The organism is Pseudomonas sp. 22189, assembly GCF_052045635.1.
GTDB classification, from domain to species: Bacteria; Pseudomonadota; Gammaproteobacteria; order Pseudomonadales; family Pseudomonadaceae; genus Aquipseudomonas; species Aquipseudomonas parakoreensis.
In genome coordinates, this window is sequence record NZ_JBQEPG010000002.1 from 197,032 (window position 1) to 214,579 (window position 17,548).

At 60.4% G+C, this 17,548-nt stretch carries 15 protein-coding genes; 14 read left to right on the forward strand and 1 reads right to left on the reverse strand.

Annotation, left to right across the window (positions count from 1 at the left end):
• The first annotated feature begins 6 nt into the window (after positions 1 to 6).
• The 9 genes from rnhB to ispD all read left to right on the forward strand — a co-directional run bounded on the left by rnhB (position 7) and on the right by ispD (position 12,106).
• The gene (gene rnhB / locus ACTJKS_RS02605) at positions 7 to 633 is read left to right on the forward strand and encodes a ribonuclease HII (RefSeq protein ID WP_025110878.1); all 627 of its coding nucleotides are present in this window, start codon (positions 7 to 9) and stop codon (positions 631 to 633) included.
• A 76-nt stretch (positions 634 to 709) separates the two neighbouring features.
• Positions 710 to 4,231 (forward strand): DNA polymerase III subunit alpha, encoded by a 3,522-nt coding sequence (dnaE, locus tag ACTJKS_RS02610; protein ID WP_108181823.1) that lies wholly within the window; start codon positions 710 to 712, stop codon positions 4,229 to 4,231.
• Between the two features lie 139 nt (positions 4,232 to 4,370).
• A complete protein-coding gene (locus ACTJKS_RS02615) occupies positions 4,371 to 5,318 on the forward strand; it encodes an acetyl-CoA carboxylase carboxyltransferase subunit alpha (RefSeq protein ID WP_041072320.1) in 948 nt (315 codons plus the stop codon).
• A gap of 103 nt (positions 5,319 to 5,421) precedes the next feature.
• Positions 5,422 to 6,750: a tRNA lysidine(34) synthetase TilS gene (gene tilS / locus ACTJKS_RS02620; protein WP_108181824.1), complete on the forward strand. Its 1,329-nt coding sequence runs from the start codon at positions 5,422 to 5,424 to the stop codon at positions 6,748 to 6,750.
• Between the two features lie 274 nt (positions 6,751 to 7,024).
• Positions 7,025 to 8,656: a CTP synthase gene (locus ACTJKS_RS02625; protein ID WP_003222153.1), complete on the forward strand. Its 1,632-nt coding sequence runs from the start codon at positions 7,025 to 7,027 to the stop codon at positions 8,654 to 8,656.
• A gap of 4 nt (positions 8,657 to 8,660) precedes the next feature.
• The gene (gene kdsA / locus ACTJKS_RS02630) at positions 8,661 to 9,506 is read left to right on the forward strand and encodes a 3-deoxy-8-phosphooctulonate synthase (RefSeq protein WP_007954807.1); all 846 of its coding nucleotides are present in this window, start codon (positions 8,661 to 8,663) and stop codon (positions 9,504 to 9,506) included.
• A 156-nt stretch (positions 9,507 to 9,662) separates the two neighbouring features.
• Positions 9,663 to 10,952 carry a phosphopyruvate hydratase gene (gene eno, locus ACTJKS_RS02635; RefSeq protein WP_041072316.1) on the forward strand — a complete coding sequence of 430 codons (1,290 nt, stop codon included), beginning with the start codon at positions 9,663 to 9,665 and terminating at the stop codon, positions 10,950 to 10,952.
• A gap of 171 nt (positions 10,953 to 11,123) precedes the next feature.
• A complete protein-coding gene (gene ftsB / locus ACTJKS_RS02640; protein WP_007964293.1) occupies positions 11,124 to 11,402 on the forward strand; it encodes a cell division protein FtsB in 279 nt (92 codons plus the stop codon).
• Positions 11,399 to 12,106, forward strand: a complete 708-nt coding sequence (gene ispD, locus ACTJKS_RS02645; protein ID WP_108181825.1) for a 2-C-methyl-D-erythritol 4-phosphate cytidylyltransferase — start codon at positions 11,399 to 11,401, stop codon at positions 12,104 to 12,106. The genes ftsB and ispD overlap by 4 nt, the downstream gene beginning before the upstream one ends.
• 88 nt (positions 12,107 to 12,194) lie before the next feature.
• On the opposite strand, the gene ACTJKS_RS02650 is transcribed toward ispD, so the two are convergent.
• Positions 12,195 to 13,091 carry a LysR substrate-binding domain-containing protein gene (locus tag ACTJKS_RS02650; RefSeq protein WP_041072312.1) on the reverse strand — a complete coding sequence of 299 codons (897 nt, stop codon included), beginning with the start codon at positions 13,089 to 13,091 and terminating at the stop codon, positions 12,195 to 12,197.
• Positions 13,092 to 13,208: 117 nt separating this feature from the next.
• Here ACTJKS_RS02650 and ACTJKS_RS02655 point away from each other — a divergent pair, with 117 nt between their 5' ends.
• From ACTJKS_RS02655 to surE, 5 genes are all read left to right on the forward strand, one after another.
• Positions 13,209 to 14,321: an S-(hydroxymethyl)glutathione dehydrogenase/class III alcohol dehydrogenase gene (locus ACTJKS_RS02655; RefSeq protein WP_095667387.1), complete on the forward strand. Its 1,113-nt coding sequence runs from the start codon at positions 13,209 to 13,211 to the stop codon at positions 14,319 to 14,321.
• A 66-nt stretch (positions 14,322 to 14,387) separates the two neighbouring features.
• Entirely contained in the window at positions 14,388 to 15,233 is an 846-nt protein-coding gene (gene fghA, locus ACTJKS_RS02660; RefSeq protein ID WP_108181826.1) for an S-formylglutathione hydrolase, read from the forward strand.
• Positions 15,234 to 15,277: 44 nt separating this feature from the next.
• Entirely contained in the window at positions 15,278 to 15,751 is a 474-nt protein-coding gene (gene ispF, locus ACTJKS_RS02665) for a 2-C-methyl-D-erythritol 2,4-cyclodiphosphate synthase (RefSeq protein WP_007964300.1), read from the forward strand.
• The gene (gene truD / locus ACTJKS_RS02670) at positions 15,748 to 16,806 is read left to right on the forward strand and encodes a tRNA pseudouridine(13) synthase TruD (RefSeq protein WP_108181827.1); all 1,059 of its coding nucleotides are present in this window, start codon (positions 15,748 to 15,750) and stop codon (positions 16,804 to 16,806) included. The genes ispF and truD overlap by 4 nt, the downstream gene beginning before the upstream one ends.
• Positions 16,794 to 17,543 (forward strand): 5'/3'-nucleotidase SurE, encoded by a 750-nt coding sequence (gene surE / locus ACTJKS_RS02675; protein ID WP_108181828.1) that lies wholly within the window; start codon positions 16,794 to 16,796, stop codon positions 17,541 to 17,543. The genes truD and surE overlap by 13 nt, the downstream gene beginning before the upstream one ends.
• Positions 17,544 to 17,548 lie beyond the last annotated feature (5 nt).

Sequence of the window (17,548 nt, forward strand, 5' to 3'; positions counted from 1 at the left end):
AAGACGATGCAGATGGGCCTGGATTTCACCCTGGTCGCCGAAGTCGAAGAACTGGTGGCCGGTGTCGACGAAGTCGGTCGCGGCCCGTTGTGCGGCGCGGTGGTGACGGCTGCGGTGATCCTCGATCCAAACCGGCCGATCCTCGGTCTCAACGACTCGAAGAAGCTCACCGAAGCCCGGCGCGAGAAGCTTTACGACGAGATCATCGAGAAATCCCTGAGCTGGTGCATCGCCCGCGCCGAAGTCGAGGAAATCGACGAGCTGAACATCCTGCACGCGACCATGCTCGCCATGCAACGCGCGGTGGCCGGGCTGCATGTGCAGCCGAAACTGGCGATGATCGACGGCAACCGCTGCCCGAAACTGCCGATGCGCGCCGAAGCGGTGGTGCAGGGCGACGGCAAGGTGCCGGCCATCGCTGCCGCGTCGATTCTGGCCAAAGTCAGCCGCGACCGGGAAATGGCGGCATTCGAATTGATCTACCCGGGGTACGGCATCGGCGGCCATAAAGGCTACCCGACGCCCGTTCATCTGGAAGCGTTGGCACGGCTTGGCCCGACCCCGATTCACCGGCGCTCGTTCGCCCCGGTGCGTCAGGCTTACGAGGCGCTGGAAGGTCTGACGCAGGTTTAGGCGCAAGGCTGATGTTTTGTTCGAGGCCCGGTACAATCCGGGCCTTGTTGTCTCTATGTAACTGGACAGGATCACTATGCCGGCTTCATTCGTTCATCTACGCCTGCACACTGAATACTCCCTGGTCGACGGGCTGGTGCGGATCAAGCCACTGGTCAAGGCGCTGACCGGCATGAACATGCCGGCCGTGGCGGTCACCGATCAGAACAACATGTGTTCCCTGGTCAAATTCTATAAAAACGCCATGGGCGCCGGCATCAAGCCGATCTGCGGCGCCGACCTGTGGCTGTCGAACAAGGATCCGGACGGGCCATTGAGCCGGATCAGTCTGTTGGTGATGAACGCCAAGGGTTATCGCAATCTCACCGAGCTGATCTCGCGCGGCTTCATCGACGGCCAGCGTAACGGCATGATCATCATCGAGCGCGAATGGGTCGCCGAGGCCAACGAAGGCCTGATCATGCTGTCCGCCGCGAAGGAAGGCGAGATCGGCATGGCCATGATTGGCGGTAACCCGGCCGAAGCCGAAACCTTGGCGCGCGAGTGGATGGCGGTGTTCCCTGACCGTTTCTATCTGGAAATCCAGCGCACCAATCGCCCCAACGACGAAGAGCAATTGCACGGCGCCGTGGCCCTGGCCGACAAGCTCGGCGCTCCGCTGGTGGCGACCAACGATGTGCGCTTCATCAAGCAGGAAGACTTTGCTGCCCACGAAACCCGCGTGTGCATCGGTGAGGGCCGCGCCCTCGACGATCCGCGGCGCTCGAAGAATTACAGCGATCAGCAGTACCTGAAAAGCGCCGAGGAAATGGCCGAGCTGTTCAGTGACATTCCCGACGCGATCGAAAACACCGTCGAGATTGCCAAGCGTTGCAACATCGACGTGAAGCTGGGCAAGCACTTCCTGCCTGACTACCCGATTCCTGATGGCATGACCATCGATGAATACTTCCGCAAGGTGTCGTTCGATGGTCTGGAAGACCGCCTCAGCGTATTGCTGCCCAAGGACACCACCGAAGACTATGAGGCCAAGCGTCAGGTCTACGTCGACCGGCTGAATTTCGAGCTGGATATCATCATCCAGATGGGCTTCCCCGGTTACTTCCTGATCGTGATGGACTTTATCCAGTGGGCCAAGAACAACGGCGTGCCGGTGGGCCCGGGCCGTGGGTCGGGTGCCGGATCGCTGGTGGCCTATGTGCAGAAGATCACCGACCTCGACCCGCTGGAATACGATCTGCTGTTCGAACGTTTCCTTAACCCGGAACGGGTCTCGATGCCCGACTTCGACGTCGACTTCTGCATGGACGGTCGCGACCGGGTCATTGATTACGTGGCCGAAAAATATGGCCGCAACGCTGTAAGCCAGATCATCACCTTCGGTTCCATGGCCGCCAAGGCGGTGGTGCGCGACGTGGCGCGAGCCCAGGGCAAGTCATTCGGCCTGGCGGATCGTCTGTCGAAGATGATTCCGTTCGAAGTCGGCATGACCCTGGAAAAAGCCTACGAGCAGGAAGAGATCCTGCGCGACTTCATCAAGGTCGATGAGGAAGCGGCGGAAATCTGGGAGATGGCGCGCAAGCTTGAGGGCGTGGTGCGTAACGTCGGCAAACACGCCGGTGGTGTGGTAATCGCCCCGACCAAGCTGACCGATTTCTCGCCGATCTATTGCGACGAGGCCGGCGATGGCCTGGTGACCCAGTTCGACAAGGACGACGTCGAGGCGGCCGGTCTGGTGAAGTTCGACTTCCTCGGCTTGCGGACTCTGACGATCATCGACTGGGCGCTGAAAACCATCAACCGCGACCGCGCCAAGGTCAACGAGCCGCCGCTGGACATCGCGTTCATCCCGCTGGATGACAAACCGACTTATCAGTTGCTGCAAAAAGCTGAAACCACCGCGGTGTTCCAGCTCGAATCCCGGGGCATGAAAGAGCTGATCAAAAAGCTCAAGCCTGACTGCCTCGAAGACTTGATCGCACTGGTGGCCCTGTTCCGTCCGGGCCCACTGCAATCGGGCATGGTGGATGACTTCATCAACCGTAAGCACGGTCGCGCCGAATTGGCTTATCCGCACCCGGATTACCAGTATGAAGGCCTGCAACCGGTACTGGCGCCGACGTACGGCATCATCCTGTATCAGGAACAGGTGATGCAGATCGCCCAGGTCATGGCCGGTTACACCCTCGGTGGTGCGGACATGCTGCGTCGGGCGATGGGTAAGAAGAAACCCGAGGAAATGGCCAAGCAGCGCGGCGGTTTCATTGAAGGTTGTGCGTCGAACAATATCGATGCGGATCTTGCCGGTAACATTTTTGACCTGGTGGAGAAATTCGCCGGTTACGGCTTCAACAAGTCCCACTCCGCCGCTTACGGCCTGGTGTCGTACCAGACTGCCTGGCTGAAAGCCCATTACCCGGCGCCGTTCATGGCGGCGGTGCTTTCGGCGGATATGCACAACACCGACAAGGTCGTGACCTTGATCGAGGAAGTGCGCACGATGAAGCTGCGCCTCGACGCGCCGGACGTGAACACTTCGGAGTTCAAGTTCACGGTGAACGACGAAGGCCGCATCGTATACGGTCTGGGCGCGATCAAAGGTGTCGGTGAAGGCCCGGTGGAAGCGATCACCGAGGCCCGTCAGGCCGGTCCCTTCAAGGATCTGTTCGACTTCTGTGCCCGGGTCGACCTCAAGCGCATCAACAAACGCACGCTGGACGGTTTGATCCGCAGCGGTGCGCTGGATCGTCTCGGCCCGTACTTCCACGATGAACAAAAGGCTTATCAGGCCAACATCGACCGCAACCGCGCCGTGCTGCTGGCGGCGATGGAAGAGGCAATCAAGTCGGCCGAGCAGACTGCGCGCACCCGCGACAGCGGTCATGCCGACCTGTTCGGCGGGCTGTTCGTCGAGGAAGATGCCGACGTCTACGCGACGCACCGCAGGGCCAAGGAGTTGACCCTCAAGGAACGCCTCAAGGGTGAGAAGGACACCCTGGGCCTGTACCTCACCGGTCACCCGATCGACGAATATGAAGGCGAGATTCGCCGCTTCGCCCGTCAGCGCATCATCGACCTGAAACCGGCACGCGACACGCAAACCGTGGCCGGGATGATCATTGCCCTGCGCGTTATGAAGAACAAAAAGGGCGACAAGATGGGCTTCATCACCCTCGATGACCGCTCGGGACGGATCGAGGCCTCGTTGTTTGCCGATGCGTTCCATTCTGCGCAGTCGCTGTTGCAGACCGACGCGATGGTGGTGGTCGAAGGCGAAGTCAGCAACGACGATTTCTCCGGCGGCCTGCGCCTGCGGGTCAAGCGGGTGATGAGCATGGAGGATGCACGGACCAATCTGGCCGAAAGCCTGCGCCTGAAGCTGCACACTCAGGATTTGAAAGGCGATCAGCTACGCTGGTTGGGTGAACTGCTCAAGCGTCACCGCGGGGCGTGCCCGATCACCATGGAGTACACCAGTCCGGATGCGAAGACCTTGCTGCAGTTCGGCGAGACCTGGCGAATCGACCCGGCAGATGCGTTGATTCAAGCCCTGCGTGACCAGTTCGGGCGAGACAACGTCTTCCTCCAATACCGTTGACCGGCAAGTGCCATCATTGCGCTTGCCCACAACCTGAATTTTTAATCTCGACCTCAGCGCGCCTCTCCCTTAAGGTAGGGCGCGAATAGACAACCGGCCGGCCCAAGCTCATTTGGGACACGACCCAAGACGGACGCCTATGAACCCGAATTTTCTAGATTTCGAACAGCCGATCGCCGACCTGCAAGCCAAGATCGAAGAGTTGCGCTTGGTCGGTAATGACAATTCGCTGAATATCGGCGATGAGATCTCCCGCCTGCAGGACAAGAGCCGCACGCTGACCGAAGACATCTTCGGCAAGCTGACCAGCTGGCAGATCGCTCGCCTGGCGCGCCACCCGAAACGCCCGTACACCCTTGATTACATCGAGCACATCTTCACCGAGTTCGACGAACTGCACGGTGACCGTCACTTCTCCGACGACGCCGCCATTGTGGGTGGCGTGGCCCGTCTGGAAGACCAGCCAGTGATGGTCATCGGTCACCAGAAGGGGCGCGAAGTGCGCGAGAAGGTACGCCGCAACTTCGGTATGCCGCGTCCGGAAGGCTACCGCAAGGCTTGCCGTCTGATGGAAATGGCCGAGCGTTTCAAGATGCCGATCCTGACCTTCATCGACACCCCGGGCGCCTACCCGGGTATTGACGCCGAAGAGCGCAACCAGAGCGAGGCCATCGCCTGGAACCTGCGCGTGATGGCGCGCCTGAAAACCCCGATCATCGCCACCGTGATCGGTGAAGGTGGTTCCGGCGGTGCGTTGGCGATCGGTGTCTGCGATCAGTTGAACATGCTGCAGTACTCGACCTACGCGGTGATCTCGCCGGAAGGTTGCGCTTCGATCCTGTGGAAAACCGCCGAAAAAGCGCCGGACGCTGCCGAGGCGATGGGCATCACCGCCGAGCGCCTGAAAGGTCTGGGTATCGTCGACAAGGTGATCGGCGAGCCACTGGGCGGCGCCCATCGTGATCCGGCCGCTGCCGCTGCGTCGATCCGTGCCGAACTGAGCTCGCAACTGGCGATGCTGAAGAAGTTCGACAACGAAGCGCTGCTCAAGCGTCGTTACGATCGTCTGATGAGCTACGGTCTCTAACTCGACTGCGCAGTACCCCTGTAGGAGCTGCCGCAGGCTGCGATCTTTTGATTNCGCAGCCTGCGGCAGCTCCTACAGGGTTCTTTATTAAGCGACCCTCTCTATGAATTCTTCGAAGAGTGATTTGCCGTCGCGACTTATGTCGAGCCTTGAGCCTTGGCGCAATGCCGCTCACTGGCGTATCTCCTTCTCCGGTGGTCTCGATTCCACCGTCCTGCTGCATCTGCTGGCCCATCTCGCCCAACACCATTCCCTGCCGGCGCTCAGCGCCATCCATATCCACCATGGCCTCCAGGCTGCGGCTGATGCGTGGCCGGCGCATTGTCAGTCGGTCTGCGATGCGCTGGGTGTGCCGCTGCACGTGATGCGAGTGATGGTGCAGCCCGGCGCCAGTCTTGAAAGGGCGGCGCGGGAGGCGCGTTACGCGGCGTTCATGTCGCTGACCGAAGCGGATGACGTGCTGCTGACCGCGCAGCACCGTGATGATCAGGCGGAAACCCTGCTGTTTCGCCTGATGCGCGGTGCCGGCGTTCGCGGACTTTCGGCGATGCCGGCGCAGCGGCCGTTGGGGCAGGGCACGCTGTTGCGGCCTCTTCTCGATGTCACGCGTGCCGAGCTTGAGGCGTACGCCCGTGCGCATCAGTTGCACTGGATCGAAGACCCGTCAAACGAAGACCGGCAGTTCTCCCGCAACTACTTGCGTCATCAGGTGCTGCCGCTGCTCACCGCGCGCTGGCCGCAAGCGCAGGCGAGCATGGCGCGCAGCGCGGCGCACCTGCGTGAGGCGCAAGGCCTGCTCGATGAGCTGGCGCAGCTCGATCTGGCACAAGCCGCCACGCCGAGCGGGTTTCCATGGCTGGACCTGCCGTCGCTGGAGTTGGTGCCGCTGGCGAATTTGTCCGCCGCTCGTCAGCGCAATGCACTCAGCCACTGGCTCGAACCGCTGACCCGGCTGCCCGATACTGACCATTGGTCGGGTTGGGACAACCTGTGCGGCGCTGCCAATGATGCATCCCCGGTCTGGCGTCTGGCCGATGGCGAACTGCATCGTAGCGCTGGTCGGTTATGGTGGTTGAACGGCGACTGGCTGCGTGCGCCAGCGGTCAGCGTTGACTGGCATGACCCATCGATGCCGCTACCCTTGGCGAATAACGGGCGTGTCATGTTCAGCGGGCAGACTCCCATCGGGCCGCTGCGGATTGGCTATCGACAGGGCGGCGAAGTCATGCACCTGGCCGATCGCGGGCACCGCGATCTCAAGCGCCTGCTCAATGAGCGCGCAGTGCCGGGCTTCCTCCGTGGCAGATTGCCGCTGCTGTTTCGCGGCGCAGAATTGCTCGCCGTGGCGAACCTGCCGGGCCTTGACGGGCAGGGGCTGGACGGCTGGAAATTGCATTGGCAGCCAACAGACGAAGATCAAGGTTTGAGATGAAAGGGGCATTCCGGTAGACTACGCTCCCTTCTTGATACAACTTCTGTGGATTCGCCTGAATTGCAGGAGTTGCCGATTACCAAGCAGTCTTTGCTGGGCGATTCCAAAAAATGTGTAGCGAGCAACGTACCGGTGTTTCATCTGCCGGTCTGTCCCAACGCGGCGGTTTTTTTGAAAGGTGCACTGTGATTAATGCAGGTGATCGGGGGCTTCGGCCTTCCTTCGCTTTCCCCGGCGGCTCGTACCGCTTTAACGCAGACTTCTAGGGTTTTTCATGACGCGCTACATATTCGTCACGGGCGGTGTTGTTTCTTCATTGGGGAAAGGCATTGCCTCGGCTTCATTGGCGGCCATCCTGGAGGCGCGGGGGCTTAAGGTCACCATGCTTAAGCTGGATCCGTACATCAACGTCGACCCGGGCACCATGAGCCCGTTCCAGCACGGTGAAGTGTTCGTCACCCACGACGGCGCCGAGACCGACCTGGACCTGGGCCATTACGAGCGGTTCATCCGCACGACCATGACCCAGAACAACAACTTCACCACCGGCCGTGTTTACGAGCACGTGCTGCGCAAAGAGCGCCGTGGTGATTACCTGGGTGCAACCATCCAGGTGATTCCGCACATCACCGACGAAATCAAGCGTCGCATCATCAAGGGTGCCGGCGATGCCGATGTGGCCCTGGTGGAAATCGGCGGTACCGTTGGCGACATCGAATCGCAACCGTTCCTCGAAGCCATCCGTCAACTGCGTGTGGAAGTCGGTTCCAAGCGCGCGATGCTGATGCACCTGACCCTGGTTCCGTACATCGCCACCGCTGGCGAGACCAAAACCAAGCCAACCCAGCACTCGGTTAAAGAGCTGCGTTCGATCGGCCTGCAGCCTGACGTGCTGATCTGCCGCTCCGACCATCCGGTGGATGTGTCGTCGCGTCGCAAGATCGCGCTGTTCACCAACGTTGAAGAACGTGCGGTGATCTCCCTGGAAGACGTCGATACCATCTACAAGATCCCGGCCGTGCTGCACGCCCAGGGTCTGGACGATTTCGTCGTCGAGCGTTTCGGCCTGCAATGTAACGGCGCCGACCTGTCCGAGTGGGAAAAGGTTGTCGATGCCAAGCTCAATCCAGAGCACGAAGTGACCATCGCAATGGTCGGCAAGTACATGGAACTGCTGGACGCCTACAAGTCGCTGATCGAAGCGATGAGTCACGCCGGCATCACCAACCGTACCAAGGTCAACCTGCGTTACATCGATTCCGAAGACATCGAGAACCAGGGCACTGCGCTGCTCGAAGGCGTTGACGCGATCCTCGTACCGGGCGGCTTCGGTCTGCGCGGCGTGGAAGGCAAGATCACGGCCGTTCAGTACGCTCGTGAGAACAAGGTTCCGTACCTGGGCATCTGCCTGGGCATGCAAGTGGCGGTCATCGAGTTCGCCCGTAACGTGCTGGGCTGGAAAGACGCCAACTCCACCGAGTTCGATCGCGCCAGCGGCCATCCGGTCGTGGGCCTGATCACCGAGTGGGAAGATGCCACCGGCGCGGTTGAGGTGCGTACCGAAGCGTCCGATCTGGGCGGCACCATGCGCCTCGGCGCTCAGGAATGCCTGCTCGAGGCCGGCTCCAAGGTGCACGATTGCTATGGCAAGGACGTGATCGTTGAACGTCACCGTCACCGCTACGAAGTGAACAACAACCTGCTGCCACAGATCATCGAAGCCGGCCTGAAAATCTCCGGTCGCTCCGCTGACGCCGCGCTGGTTGAAGTGGTCGAAGCGCCGGATCATCCATGGTTCGTCGCTTGCCAGTTCCACCCGGAGTTCACCTCGACGCCTCGTGACGGTCACCCGCTGTTCAGCGGTTTCGTAAAAGCAGCGTTGGCTCAACACCAGAAGAAGGCGTAACCCGATGGCACAGAAGATCATCCGCGTCGGCGACATCGAGATTGCCAACGACAAACCCATGGTGCTGTTCGGCGGCATGAACGTGCTGGAAAGCCGCGACATGGCCATGCAGGTTTGCGAGGAGTACGTGAAGGTCACCGAGAAACTCGGTATCCCTTACGTGTTCAAGGCCAGCTTCGACAAGGCTAACCGCTCTTCTGTGACCTCGTATCGCGGCCCTGGCCTGGAAGAAGGCATGCGCATCTTCCAGGACATCAAGCAAGCCTTCGGCGTGCCGATCATCACCGACGTCCACGAGCCTGATCAGGCCGCGGTCGTCGCTGAAGTCTGCGACATCATCCAGCTGCCGGCCTTCCTGTCGCGTCAGACCGATCTGGTCGTCGCGATGGCCAAGACTAACGCGGTGATCAACATCAAGAAAGCCCAGTTCCTCGCCCCTCAGGAAATGAAACACATCCTGAACAAGTGCGTAGAAGCGGGTAACGATCAATTGATCCTCTGCGAGCGTGGTTCGAGCTTCGGCTACAACAACCTCGTGGTCGACATGCTCGGCTTCGGCATCATGAAGCAGTTCGAATACCCGGTATTCTTCGACGTGACCCACTCGTTGCAAATGCCTGGCGGTCGTTCCGACTCCGCCGGCGGTCGCCGCGCCCAGGTCACCGATCTGGCCAAGGCAGGCATGAGCCAGTCGCTGGCCGGTCTGTTCCTTGAAGCGCATCCGGATCCGGACAACGCCAAATGCGACGGCCCTTGCGCCTTGCGTCTGGACAAACTGGAGCCATTCCTGGCCCAGCTCAAAGCCCTGGACGAACTGGTGAAGAGTTTTCCGACGGTAGAAACCGCGTAAACCTCAATTCTCCGGTAAAGTACCGCACGATTTGTCGCACATGCCCTCGGGCATGTGCGTTGTCGTCTGCAAGCTGCCCGCTGCACACCACTTGCCGACGGTAAAAAGATTTCCTCTAGCTGCGTCGTTTTCGTCAACTTTGGAGTGTTTACAACAATGGCAAAAATCGTCGACATCAAAGGTCGTGAAGTCCTCGACTCCCGTGGCAATCCCACCGTGGAAGCGGACGTGCTTCTCGACAACGGCATCATCGGCAGCGCTTGCGCGCCGTCCGGTGCATCCACTGGCTCGCGTGAAGCGCTCGAGCTGCGTGATGGCGACAAGAGCCGTTACCTGGGCAAGGGTGTGCTCAAGGCGGTAGCCAACATCAACGGTCCGATCCGCGATCTGCTGCTGGGCACTGACCCAAGCGACCAGAAAGCCCTCGACCACGCGATGATCAAGCTCGACGGTACCGAAAACAAGGCAACCCTGGGCGCCAACGCCATCCTCGCGGTGTCCCTGGCTGCGGCCAAGGCGGCTGCACAGGACCAGGACCTGCCGCTGTACGCCCACATCGCCAACCTGAACGGCACCCCGGGTGTGTACTCGATGCCGGTGCCGATGATGAACATCATCAACGGTGGCGAGCACGCCGATAACAACGTCGACATCCAGGAATTCATGGTGCAGCCGGTTGGCGCCAAGACCTTCTCGGAAGGTCTGCGCATGGGCACCGAGATTTTCCATCACCTCAAAGCCGTGCTGAAGGCCCGTGGCCTGAGCACCGCCGTTGGCGACGAAGGCGGTTTCGCACCGAACCTGGCGTCCAACGAAGACGCGTTGAAAGTGATCTCCGAAGCCGTGGCCAACGCCGGTTACAAGCTGGGCACCGACGTGACCCTGGCGCTGGACTGCGCCGCGAGCGAGTTCTTCGAAGACGGCAAGTACAACCTGTCCGGCGAAGGCCAGGTGTTCACCGCTGAAGGTTTCGCCGATTATCTGAAAGGCCTGACCGAACGTTATCCGATCATCTCGATCGAAGACGGTCTGGACGAGTCCGACTGGGCTGGCTGGAAGATCCTTACCGACAAGATTGGCGAGAAGACCCAACTGGTCGGCGACGACCTGTTCGTGACCAACACCAAGATCCTGAAAGAAGGCATCGATAAAAAGATCGCCAACTCGATCCTGATCAAGTTCAACCAGATCGGCACCCTGACCGAAACCCTGGAAGCCATCCAGATGGCCAAGGCCGCCGGTTACACCGCCGTGATCTCGCACCGTTCGGGCGAAACCGAAGATTCGACCATTGCCGACCTGGCCGTGGGCACCTCGGCTGGCCAGATCAAGACCGGTTCGCTGTGCCGTTCCGACCGCGTTTCCAAGTACAACCAACTGCTGCGTATCGAAGAGCAGTTGAATGGCAAAGCCAAGTACAACGGTCGCGCCGAGTTCCGCGGTTAAGCTGTAGATGGTAAAAAGACACCGGATTGTGTCGGAAAAGTCGTGACAGCGATGGATTTGCCACTAATCTGATGCCTTATATGCACAAGCCTGGATCTTCCAGGCTTCGTGCTATCAGACGTTTCAAAGTTTTTGCGTGGCTGTCTTTTTTCACTGGATACCTGATATTCGATGCGCAGTCCTTACTGGTTGTTTCTCGTTTTGCTCTTGCTGCTGGCCGGTCTGCAGTACCGCCTGTGGGTGGGCAATGGCAGTCTGGCGCAGGTCGCCGAGCTGAAGCAGCAGATTGCTGATCAGCACGCCGAGAACGAAGGCCTGCTGGAGCGCAATCGGGTGATGGATGCTGAAGTCAGCGAGTTGAAAAAAGGCATGGAGACCGTTGAAGAGCGGGCTCGCCATGAGCTGGGCATGGTCAAGGACGGTGAAACCCTTTACCAGCTCGCGCAATGATCGATTTCCTGCCGGCCTTCTGGGCCGTGATTCCTGCCGCGGGCGTCGGTGCCCGAATGGCTGCGGACCGTCCCAAGCAATACCTGCAACTGGGTGGGCGCACAATTCTTGAACACAGCCTCGGCTGTTTCCTCGATCACCCAAGCCTCAAGGGGCTGGTGGTCAGTCTGGCTGTTGATGATCCTTATTGGCCGCACCTTGCGTGCGCCAACGACTCGCGGATTCAGCGGGTCGAGGGCGGCGCGGAGCGTTCCGGGTCGGTGCTCAATGCCTTGCTGCATTTGCATGCGCAAGGTGCCGACGATGAAGACTGGGTGCTGGTGCACGATGCCGCGCGCCCGAATCTGAGCCGTGACGATCTCGACAAATTGCTGGCTGAGCTGGCGGACGATGCCGTCGGCGGTCTGCTGGCCGTGCCGGCGCGTGACACCTTGAAGCGGGTCGACAAGCACGGTCGTGTGGTGGAAACCGTGGATCGCAGCGTGATCTGGCAAGCCTATACACCACAGATGTTCCGCCTCGGTGCGCTGCATCGGGCGTTGGCTGACAGTCTGGTGGCGGATGCGGTGATTACCGATGAAGCCTCGGCGATGGAGTGGGCTGGTCTGGCACCGCGTTTGATCGAAGGGCGGGCGGACAACCTCAAGGTCACCCGGCCGGAAGATCTGGAGTGGTTGCGTCAGCGTTGGGCTAACCGCCGCTGAAAGATCAAAGGATCGCAGCCTGCGGCAGCTCCTACAGGGAAACCGCGAACTCCCTGTAGGAGCTGCCGCAGGCTGCGATCTTTTGCTTTTAAATTCGATACTCCGGCCGCTCGGCCAACCCTTCCTTCAAGAAATCCACTAGCTTGCGCACCTTCGGCGACAGATGCCGCTGCTGCGGATATAACGCCCACACCGCCGTATTCGGCGGCTGATGCGCCTCCAGCAACGAAATCAGTGCCCCGCTGTGCAAATGCTCGAGCACGTAGTAGTCCGGCAACTGACACAGGCCGACCCCTTGCAGCGCCGCATCCAGTACCGCCTGCCCACTGTTGCAGCGCCAGTTTCCCTGAACACGTTGGGAAAATTCCCGCCCGTTCTGTTCCAGTTGCCACAGATCCGAGCTGCCGATCAGGCAATTGTGGCGGCTCAGTTCCGACAAACTGTGTGGGCGGCCATACCGTTCCACGTAGGACGGAGACGCGCACAGATACATCCGGCGCGGCGCCAGGCGAGTGGCGACCAATCGCGAATCCTGTAACCGGCCCAATCGGATCGCCAGATCCAGCCCCTCATGCACCAGGTCGAGCTGGCGGTTGGTTAACTCGATGTCGACGCGCAATTGCGGATATTGCCCCATGAAACGTGTCACCAGCGGCACGATGAACCGCTCGCCATAGGCCACGGCACAGGTCATGCGCAGCATGCCTTTGGGCTCGCTGGTCAGGTCGCCAACCGCGCGCAGGGCTTCTTCGCGACCGTCCTGCAGGCGTTGGCAATGCTGCAGAAAAGTTTGTCCGGCTTCGGTCAACGTCACGCGGCGGGTACTGCGATAGAGCAGACGCGTCTGCAAGCGCTCTTCCAGTCGTACGATTTGTCGACTGATGTGCGAGGACGAAACCCCAAGACGCTCTGCTGCGGCGGTGAATTGGCTGCATTCGGCAACGGCGACGAACTCGTCGATGCCTTCCCAGCGATTTTCCGACATCGGGATTATCCCTGTATGGCAATAATGTTTTGCTTTGGTCCGGATTATTCATCAGATCGCGCTGTACTACACTGCCGGTCTGGTTTTTTTATTCAATGGATTCACTGGAGAGTCAGCATGATCAAGTCGCGCGCCGCCGTTGCCTTCGAGGCCAAGAAGCCGCTGGAAATCGTAGAAGTCGATGTGGCCATGCCCAAGGCCGGTGAAGTATTGCTGCGCGTGGTGGCTTCCGGGGTTTGCCACACTGACGCCTACACCCTGTCCGGTGCGGATCCGGAAGGTATCTTCCCGTCGATCCTTGGCCACGAAGGTGGCGCAATCGTTGAAGCGATCGGCGAGGGCGTTACCTCGGTCGCCGTCGGTGACCACGTGATTCCGCTCTACACCCCGGAATGCGGCCAGTGCAAATTCTGTAAGTCGGGCAAGACCAACCTGTGTCAGGCGATTCGCGCTACTCAGGGCAAAGGTTTGATGCCGGACGGTACTTCGCGCTTTTCCTACAAGGGCCAAACGATTTTCCACTACATGGGTACTTCGACCTTCTCGGAATACACCGTACTGCCGGAAATCTCCGTGGCGAAAATCGCCAAGGATGCGCCACTGGAAAAGGTCTGCCTGCTCGGTTGCGGCGTGACCACCGGTATCGGTGCGGTGATCAACACCGCCAAGGTCAAGCCGGGTGACACCGTGGCGATTTTCGGTCTGGGCGGCATCGGTCTGTCGGCCGTCATTGGTGCGGTGAAAGCCAAGGCTGGGCGGATCATTGCCATCGACATCAACCCGGCCAAGTTCGAAATCGCCAAGCAATTGGGTGCCACCGATTGCGTCAATCCGAAAGACTTCGATCGTCCGATCCAGGAAGTGATCGTCGACATGACCGACGGCGGCGTCGACTTCTCCTTCGAGTGCATCGGCAACGTGCAACTGATGCGCGCTGCGCTGGAGTGCTGCCACAAGGGCTGGGGCGAGTCGGTCATCATCGGCGTGGCCGGTGCCGGTCAGGAAATTTCGACCCGTCCATTCCAATTGGTGACCGGGCGCGTCTGGCGCGGTTCGGCATTCGGCGGCGTACGTGGCCGTACCGAGTTGCCAAGCTACGTCGACATGGCGCAAAGCGGCGAGATCCCGCTGGATACCTTCATTACCCACACCATGGGTCTGGAAGACATCAACAAGGCCTTCGATCTGATGCACGAAGGCAAGAGCATCCGCACCGTCATTCATTTCTGATCATTCGCGACGTCCCGGCTACAGACCTTGAAGGGTTTGTAACCGGGGTCGCGTAGGAGTCTTTACATGAGTCTGGAAAACATCTCCTGTCAGAAAAGTTTTGGCGGCTGGCACAAGCGCTATCGCCATCGTTCCGATGTGCTTGGTTGCGACATGGTGTTTGCCGTGTACCTGCCGCCGCAAGCGGAGCAGGGCGGCAAGTTGCCAGTGCTTTACTGGCTGTCCGGTCTGACCTGCACCGACGAGAACTTCATGCAAAAGGCCGGTGCGATGCGCATGGCCGCCGAACTCGGCCTGATCATCGTCGCGCCGGACACCAGTCCGCGCGGCCCGGATGTGCCGGGTGATCCGGATGGCGCCTGGGATTTCGGCCTCGGCGCCGGGTTCTACCTGAATGCCACGCAGGAACCGTGGTCGCGGCATTATCGGATGCATGACTATGTCGTGCAGGAATTGCCTTCATTGGTTGAAGCGCATTTCCCGGCGTCGGACAAACGCAGCATCAGCGGCCATTCCATGGGCGGCCACGGCGCTTTGGTTTGTGCGCTGCGCAATCCGGGGCGTTACCAGTCGGTCTCGGCGTTTTCGCCGATCAACAATCCGATGGATTGCCCATGGGGACAGAAGGCGTTCTCGCGTTATCTGGGTGAAGACCGTTCGAAGTGGAAAGAATGGGATGCCTGCGCGCTGATTGCCGAGGCCGGCGAAAAACTGCCGTTACTGGTCGATCAGGGTGATCGCGACGACTTCCTCGAAAACCAGCTCAAGCCCCAGGCCCTGCAACAAGCGGCAAAACAAGCGGGTCATCCGCTGACGTTGCGCCTGCAACCGGGCTATGACCACAGCTATTTCTTCATCTCAAGCTTCATAGATGACCACTTGCAGCATCACGCACGCGCCCTGCGCGGTTAATGCAGGTAGAATCACGCCCTGACAAAAATCGGGGCGTTTTTTTTATGCGTATTGGCCACGGCTACGATGTGCACCGTTTCGCTGAAGGCGATTTCATTACTCTGGGCGGCGTGCGCATTGCACACAGCTTCGGGCTGCTCGCTCACTCCGACGGTGACGTCCTGCTGCACGCCTTGAGCGATGCCTTGCTCGGCGCGGCCGCGCTGGGTGATATCGGCAAACACTTTCCGGACACTGACCCGCAATTCAAGGGCGCCGACAGCCGCGTGCTGCTGCGTCATGTGGTTGCGCTGATCCACGCCAAGGGCTGGAAAGTCGGCAACGTCGACAACACCATCGTCGCCCAGGCACCGAAAATGGCCCCGCATATCGAAGCGATGCGAGCGTTGATCGCCGCCGATCTTCAAGTTGAACTGGATCAAGTGAACGTGAAAGCTACCACCACCGAAAAGCTCGGCTTTGTCGGTCGCGAAGAAGGCATTGCCGTGCATTCCGTTGCCTTGTTGCTGCGCGCATGAACGAACTGCAACTGCTCGGCCCGCGCGCCTATGGCGAACCCCTCGGCACTGCGGTTCTGAAAGCCATCGCCGAAGATTTTCAGGTCGATGAAGTGCTCGACATCCCGTTCAGCGGCGATGGCGAACACCTGTGGATCTGGGTGGAAAAACGCGGTCTGAACACCGAAGAGGCAGCGCGGCGGATTGCCAAAGCAGCTGGCGTGCCGTTGCGTACCGTCAGTTATGCCGGGCTCAAGGATCGTCAGGCGCTGACCCGTCAGTGGTTCAGTGTGCAACTGCCGGGCAAGGCTGATCCGGATCTGTCGGCGGCGGAAAACGACACGCTGAAGATCCTCAAGACCACGCGCCACAAACGCAAGCTGCAACGCGGCGCGCATTCGGCCAACGGCTTCACCTTGCGCCTGACCCAGTTCGCCGGCGACAAGGACGCAATCGAGCAGCGTCTGCAACGGATCGCCAGGCAAGGCATTCCCAATTATTTCGGTGCCCAGCGTTTCGGCCATGACGGCGGCAACGTCGTCGATGCGCGTGCGTGGGCGGCGCGCAAGGCATTGCCGGAGCAGCGCAATGTGCGCTCGCGGCTGCTGTCGACGGCGCGCAGTTTTCTGTTCAATCAAGTGCTGGCGGCGCGGGTGGCCGATGGCACCTGGCAGCAGGCGCAAGTCGGCGATCTGCTGGCGTTCACCGACAGCCGCAGTTTTTTCCCGGCCGGTGAGGCCGAATGCAACGATCCGCGCCTGGCGATTCTCGACCTGCACCCGACCGGCCCGCAGTGGGGCGAAGGTGACTCACCGGCCGCCGGCGCTGTCCATGATCTGGAGCAGGGGATTGCTGCTCGTGAGGCGGATCTGCGCGATTGGCTGATCAATGCCGGAATGAGCCACGAACGTCGCATCCTGCGGCTGCCCATTGGCGGGTTGTCGTGGCATTATCCCCAGCCTGACATTCTGCAACTGGAATTCGTCCTCCCGGCCGGATGCTTCGCCACCGTATTGGTGCGCGAACTCGTTGATCTGGTGCCGGTGGGGCAGACGGACAGCCCATGCGTATTCTGATTTCTAACGACGATGGGGTAACCGCACCCGGTCTCGCCGCGCTTTATGCTGCGCTGGCGGATTACACCGAATGCGTGGTTATCGCCCCGGAGCAGGACAAAAGCGGCGCCAGCAGTTCGCTGACGCTCGACCGTCCGCTGCACCCGCAATACCTGGCCAATGGTTTCATCAGCCTCAACGGAACACCGACCGACTGCGTGCATCTGGGCCTCAACGGCCTGCTGGAGCGCGAACCGGACATGGTGGTTTCCGGGATCAACCTCGGCGCCAACCTCGGCGATGACGTGCTGTATTCCGGCACGGTGGCCGCCGCCCTCGAAGGGCGCTTTCTCGAGCGCCCTTCGTTTGCGTTCTCGCTGTGTTCGCGCCAGGTGGACAATCTGGCGACAGCCGTACATTTCGCGCGCAAACTGGTCGAGGCCCATGCCGGGCTGGACCTGCCACCGCGCACGGTGCTGAACGTGAACATTCCCAATCTGCCGATCGACCATATTCGTGGCATTCAACTGACCCGTCTGGGCCATCGCGCCCGCGCCGCAGCACCCATGAAAGTGGTCGACCCGCGTGGCAAGGCCGGTTACTGGATTGCTGCTGCCGGCGATGCCGAGGACGGCGGGCCGGGCACCGACTTTCATGCAGTGATGCAGGGCTACGTTTCCATTACCCCGCTGCAGCTCGATCGCACCTTCAACGATGCCTTCAGGCATCTCGACGGCTGGCTGGAGGGACTGCGCTAATGGCT

Bases quoted from the DNA above. Each gene is read 5' to 3' on its own strand.
- rnhB (WP_025110878.1), top strand. From the start codon at position 7: ATGCAGATGGGCCTGGATTTCACCCTGGTCGCCGAAGTCGAAGAACTG.
- dnaE (WP_108181823.1), top strand. From the start codon at position 710: ATGCCGGCTTCATTCGTTCATCTACGCCTGCACACTGAATACTCCCTG.
- ACTJKS_RS02615 (WP_041072320.1), top strand. From the start codon at position 4,371: ATGAACCCGAATTTTCTAGATTTCGAACAGCCGATCGCCGACCTGCAA.
- tilS (WP_108181824.1), top strand. From the start codon at position 5,422: ATGAATTCTTCGAAGAGTGATTTGCCGTCGCGACTTATGTCGAGCCTT.
- ACTJKS_RS02625 (WP_003222153.1), top strand. From the start codon at position 7,025: ATGACGCGCTACATATTCGTCACGGGCGGTGTTGTTTCTTCATTGGGG.
- kdsA (WP_007954807.1), top strand. From the start codon at position 8,661: ATGGCACAGAAGATCATCCGCGTCGGCGACATCGAGATTGCCAACGAC.
- eno (WP_041072316.1), top strand. From the start codon at position 9,663: ATGGCAAAAATCGTCGACATCAAAGGTCGTGAAGTCCTCGACTCCCGT.
- ftsB (WP_007964293.1), top strand. From the start codon at position 11,124: ATGCGCAGTCCTTACTGGTTGTTTCTCGTTTTGCTCTTGCTGCTGGCC.
- ispD (WP_108181825.1), top strand. From the start codon at position 11,399: ATGATCGATTTCCTGCCGGCCTTCTGGGCCGTGATTCCTGCCGCGGGC.
- ACTJKS_RS02650 (WP_041072312.1), bottom strand. From the start codon at position 13,091: ATGTCGGAAAATCGCTGGGAAGGCATCGACGAGTTCGTCGCCGTTGCC.
- ACTJKS_RS02655 (WP_095667387.1), top strand. From the start codon at position 13,209: ATGATCAAGTCGCGCGCCGCCGTTGCCTTCGAGGCCAAGAAGCCGCTG.
- fghA (WP_108181826.1), top strand. From the start codon at position 14,388: ATGAGTCTGGAAAACATCTCCTGTCAGAAAAGTTTTGGCGGCTGGCAC.
- ispF (WP_007964300.1), top strand. From the start codon at position 15,278: ATGCGTATTGGCCACGGCTACGATGTGCACCGTTTCGCTGAAGGCGAT.
- truD (WP_108181827.1), top strand. From the start codon at position 15,748: ATGAACGAACTGCAACTGCTCGGCCCGCGCGCCTATGGCGAACCCCTC.
- surE (WP_108181828.1), top strand. From the start codon at position 16,794: ATGCGTATTCTGATTTCTAACGACGATGGGGTAACCGCACCCGGTCTC.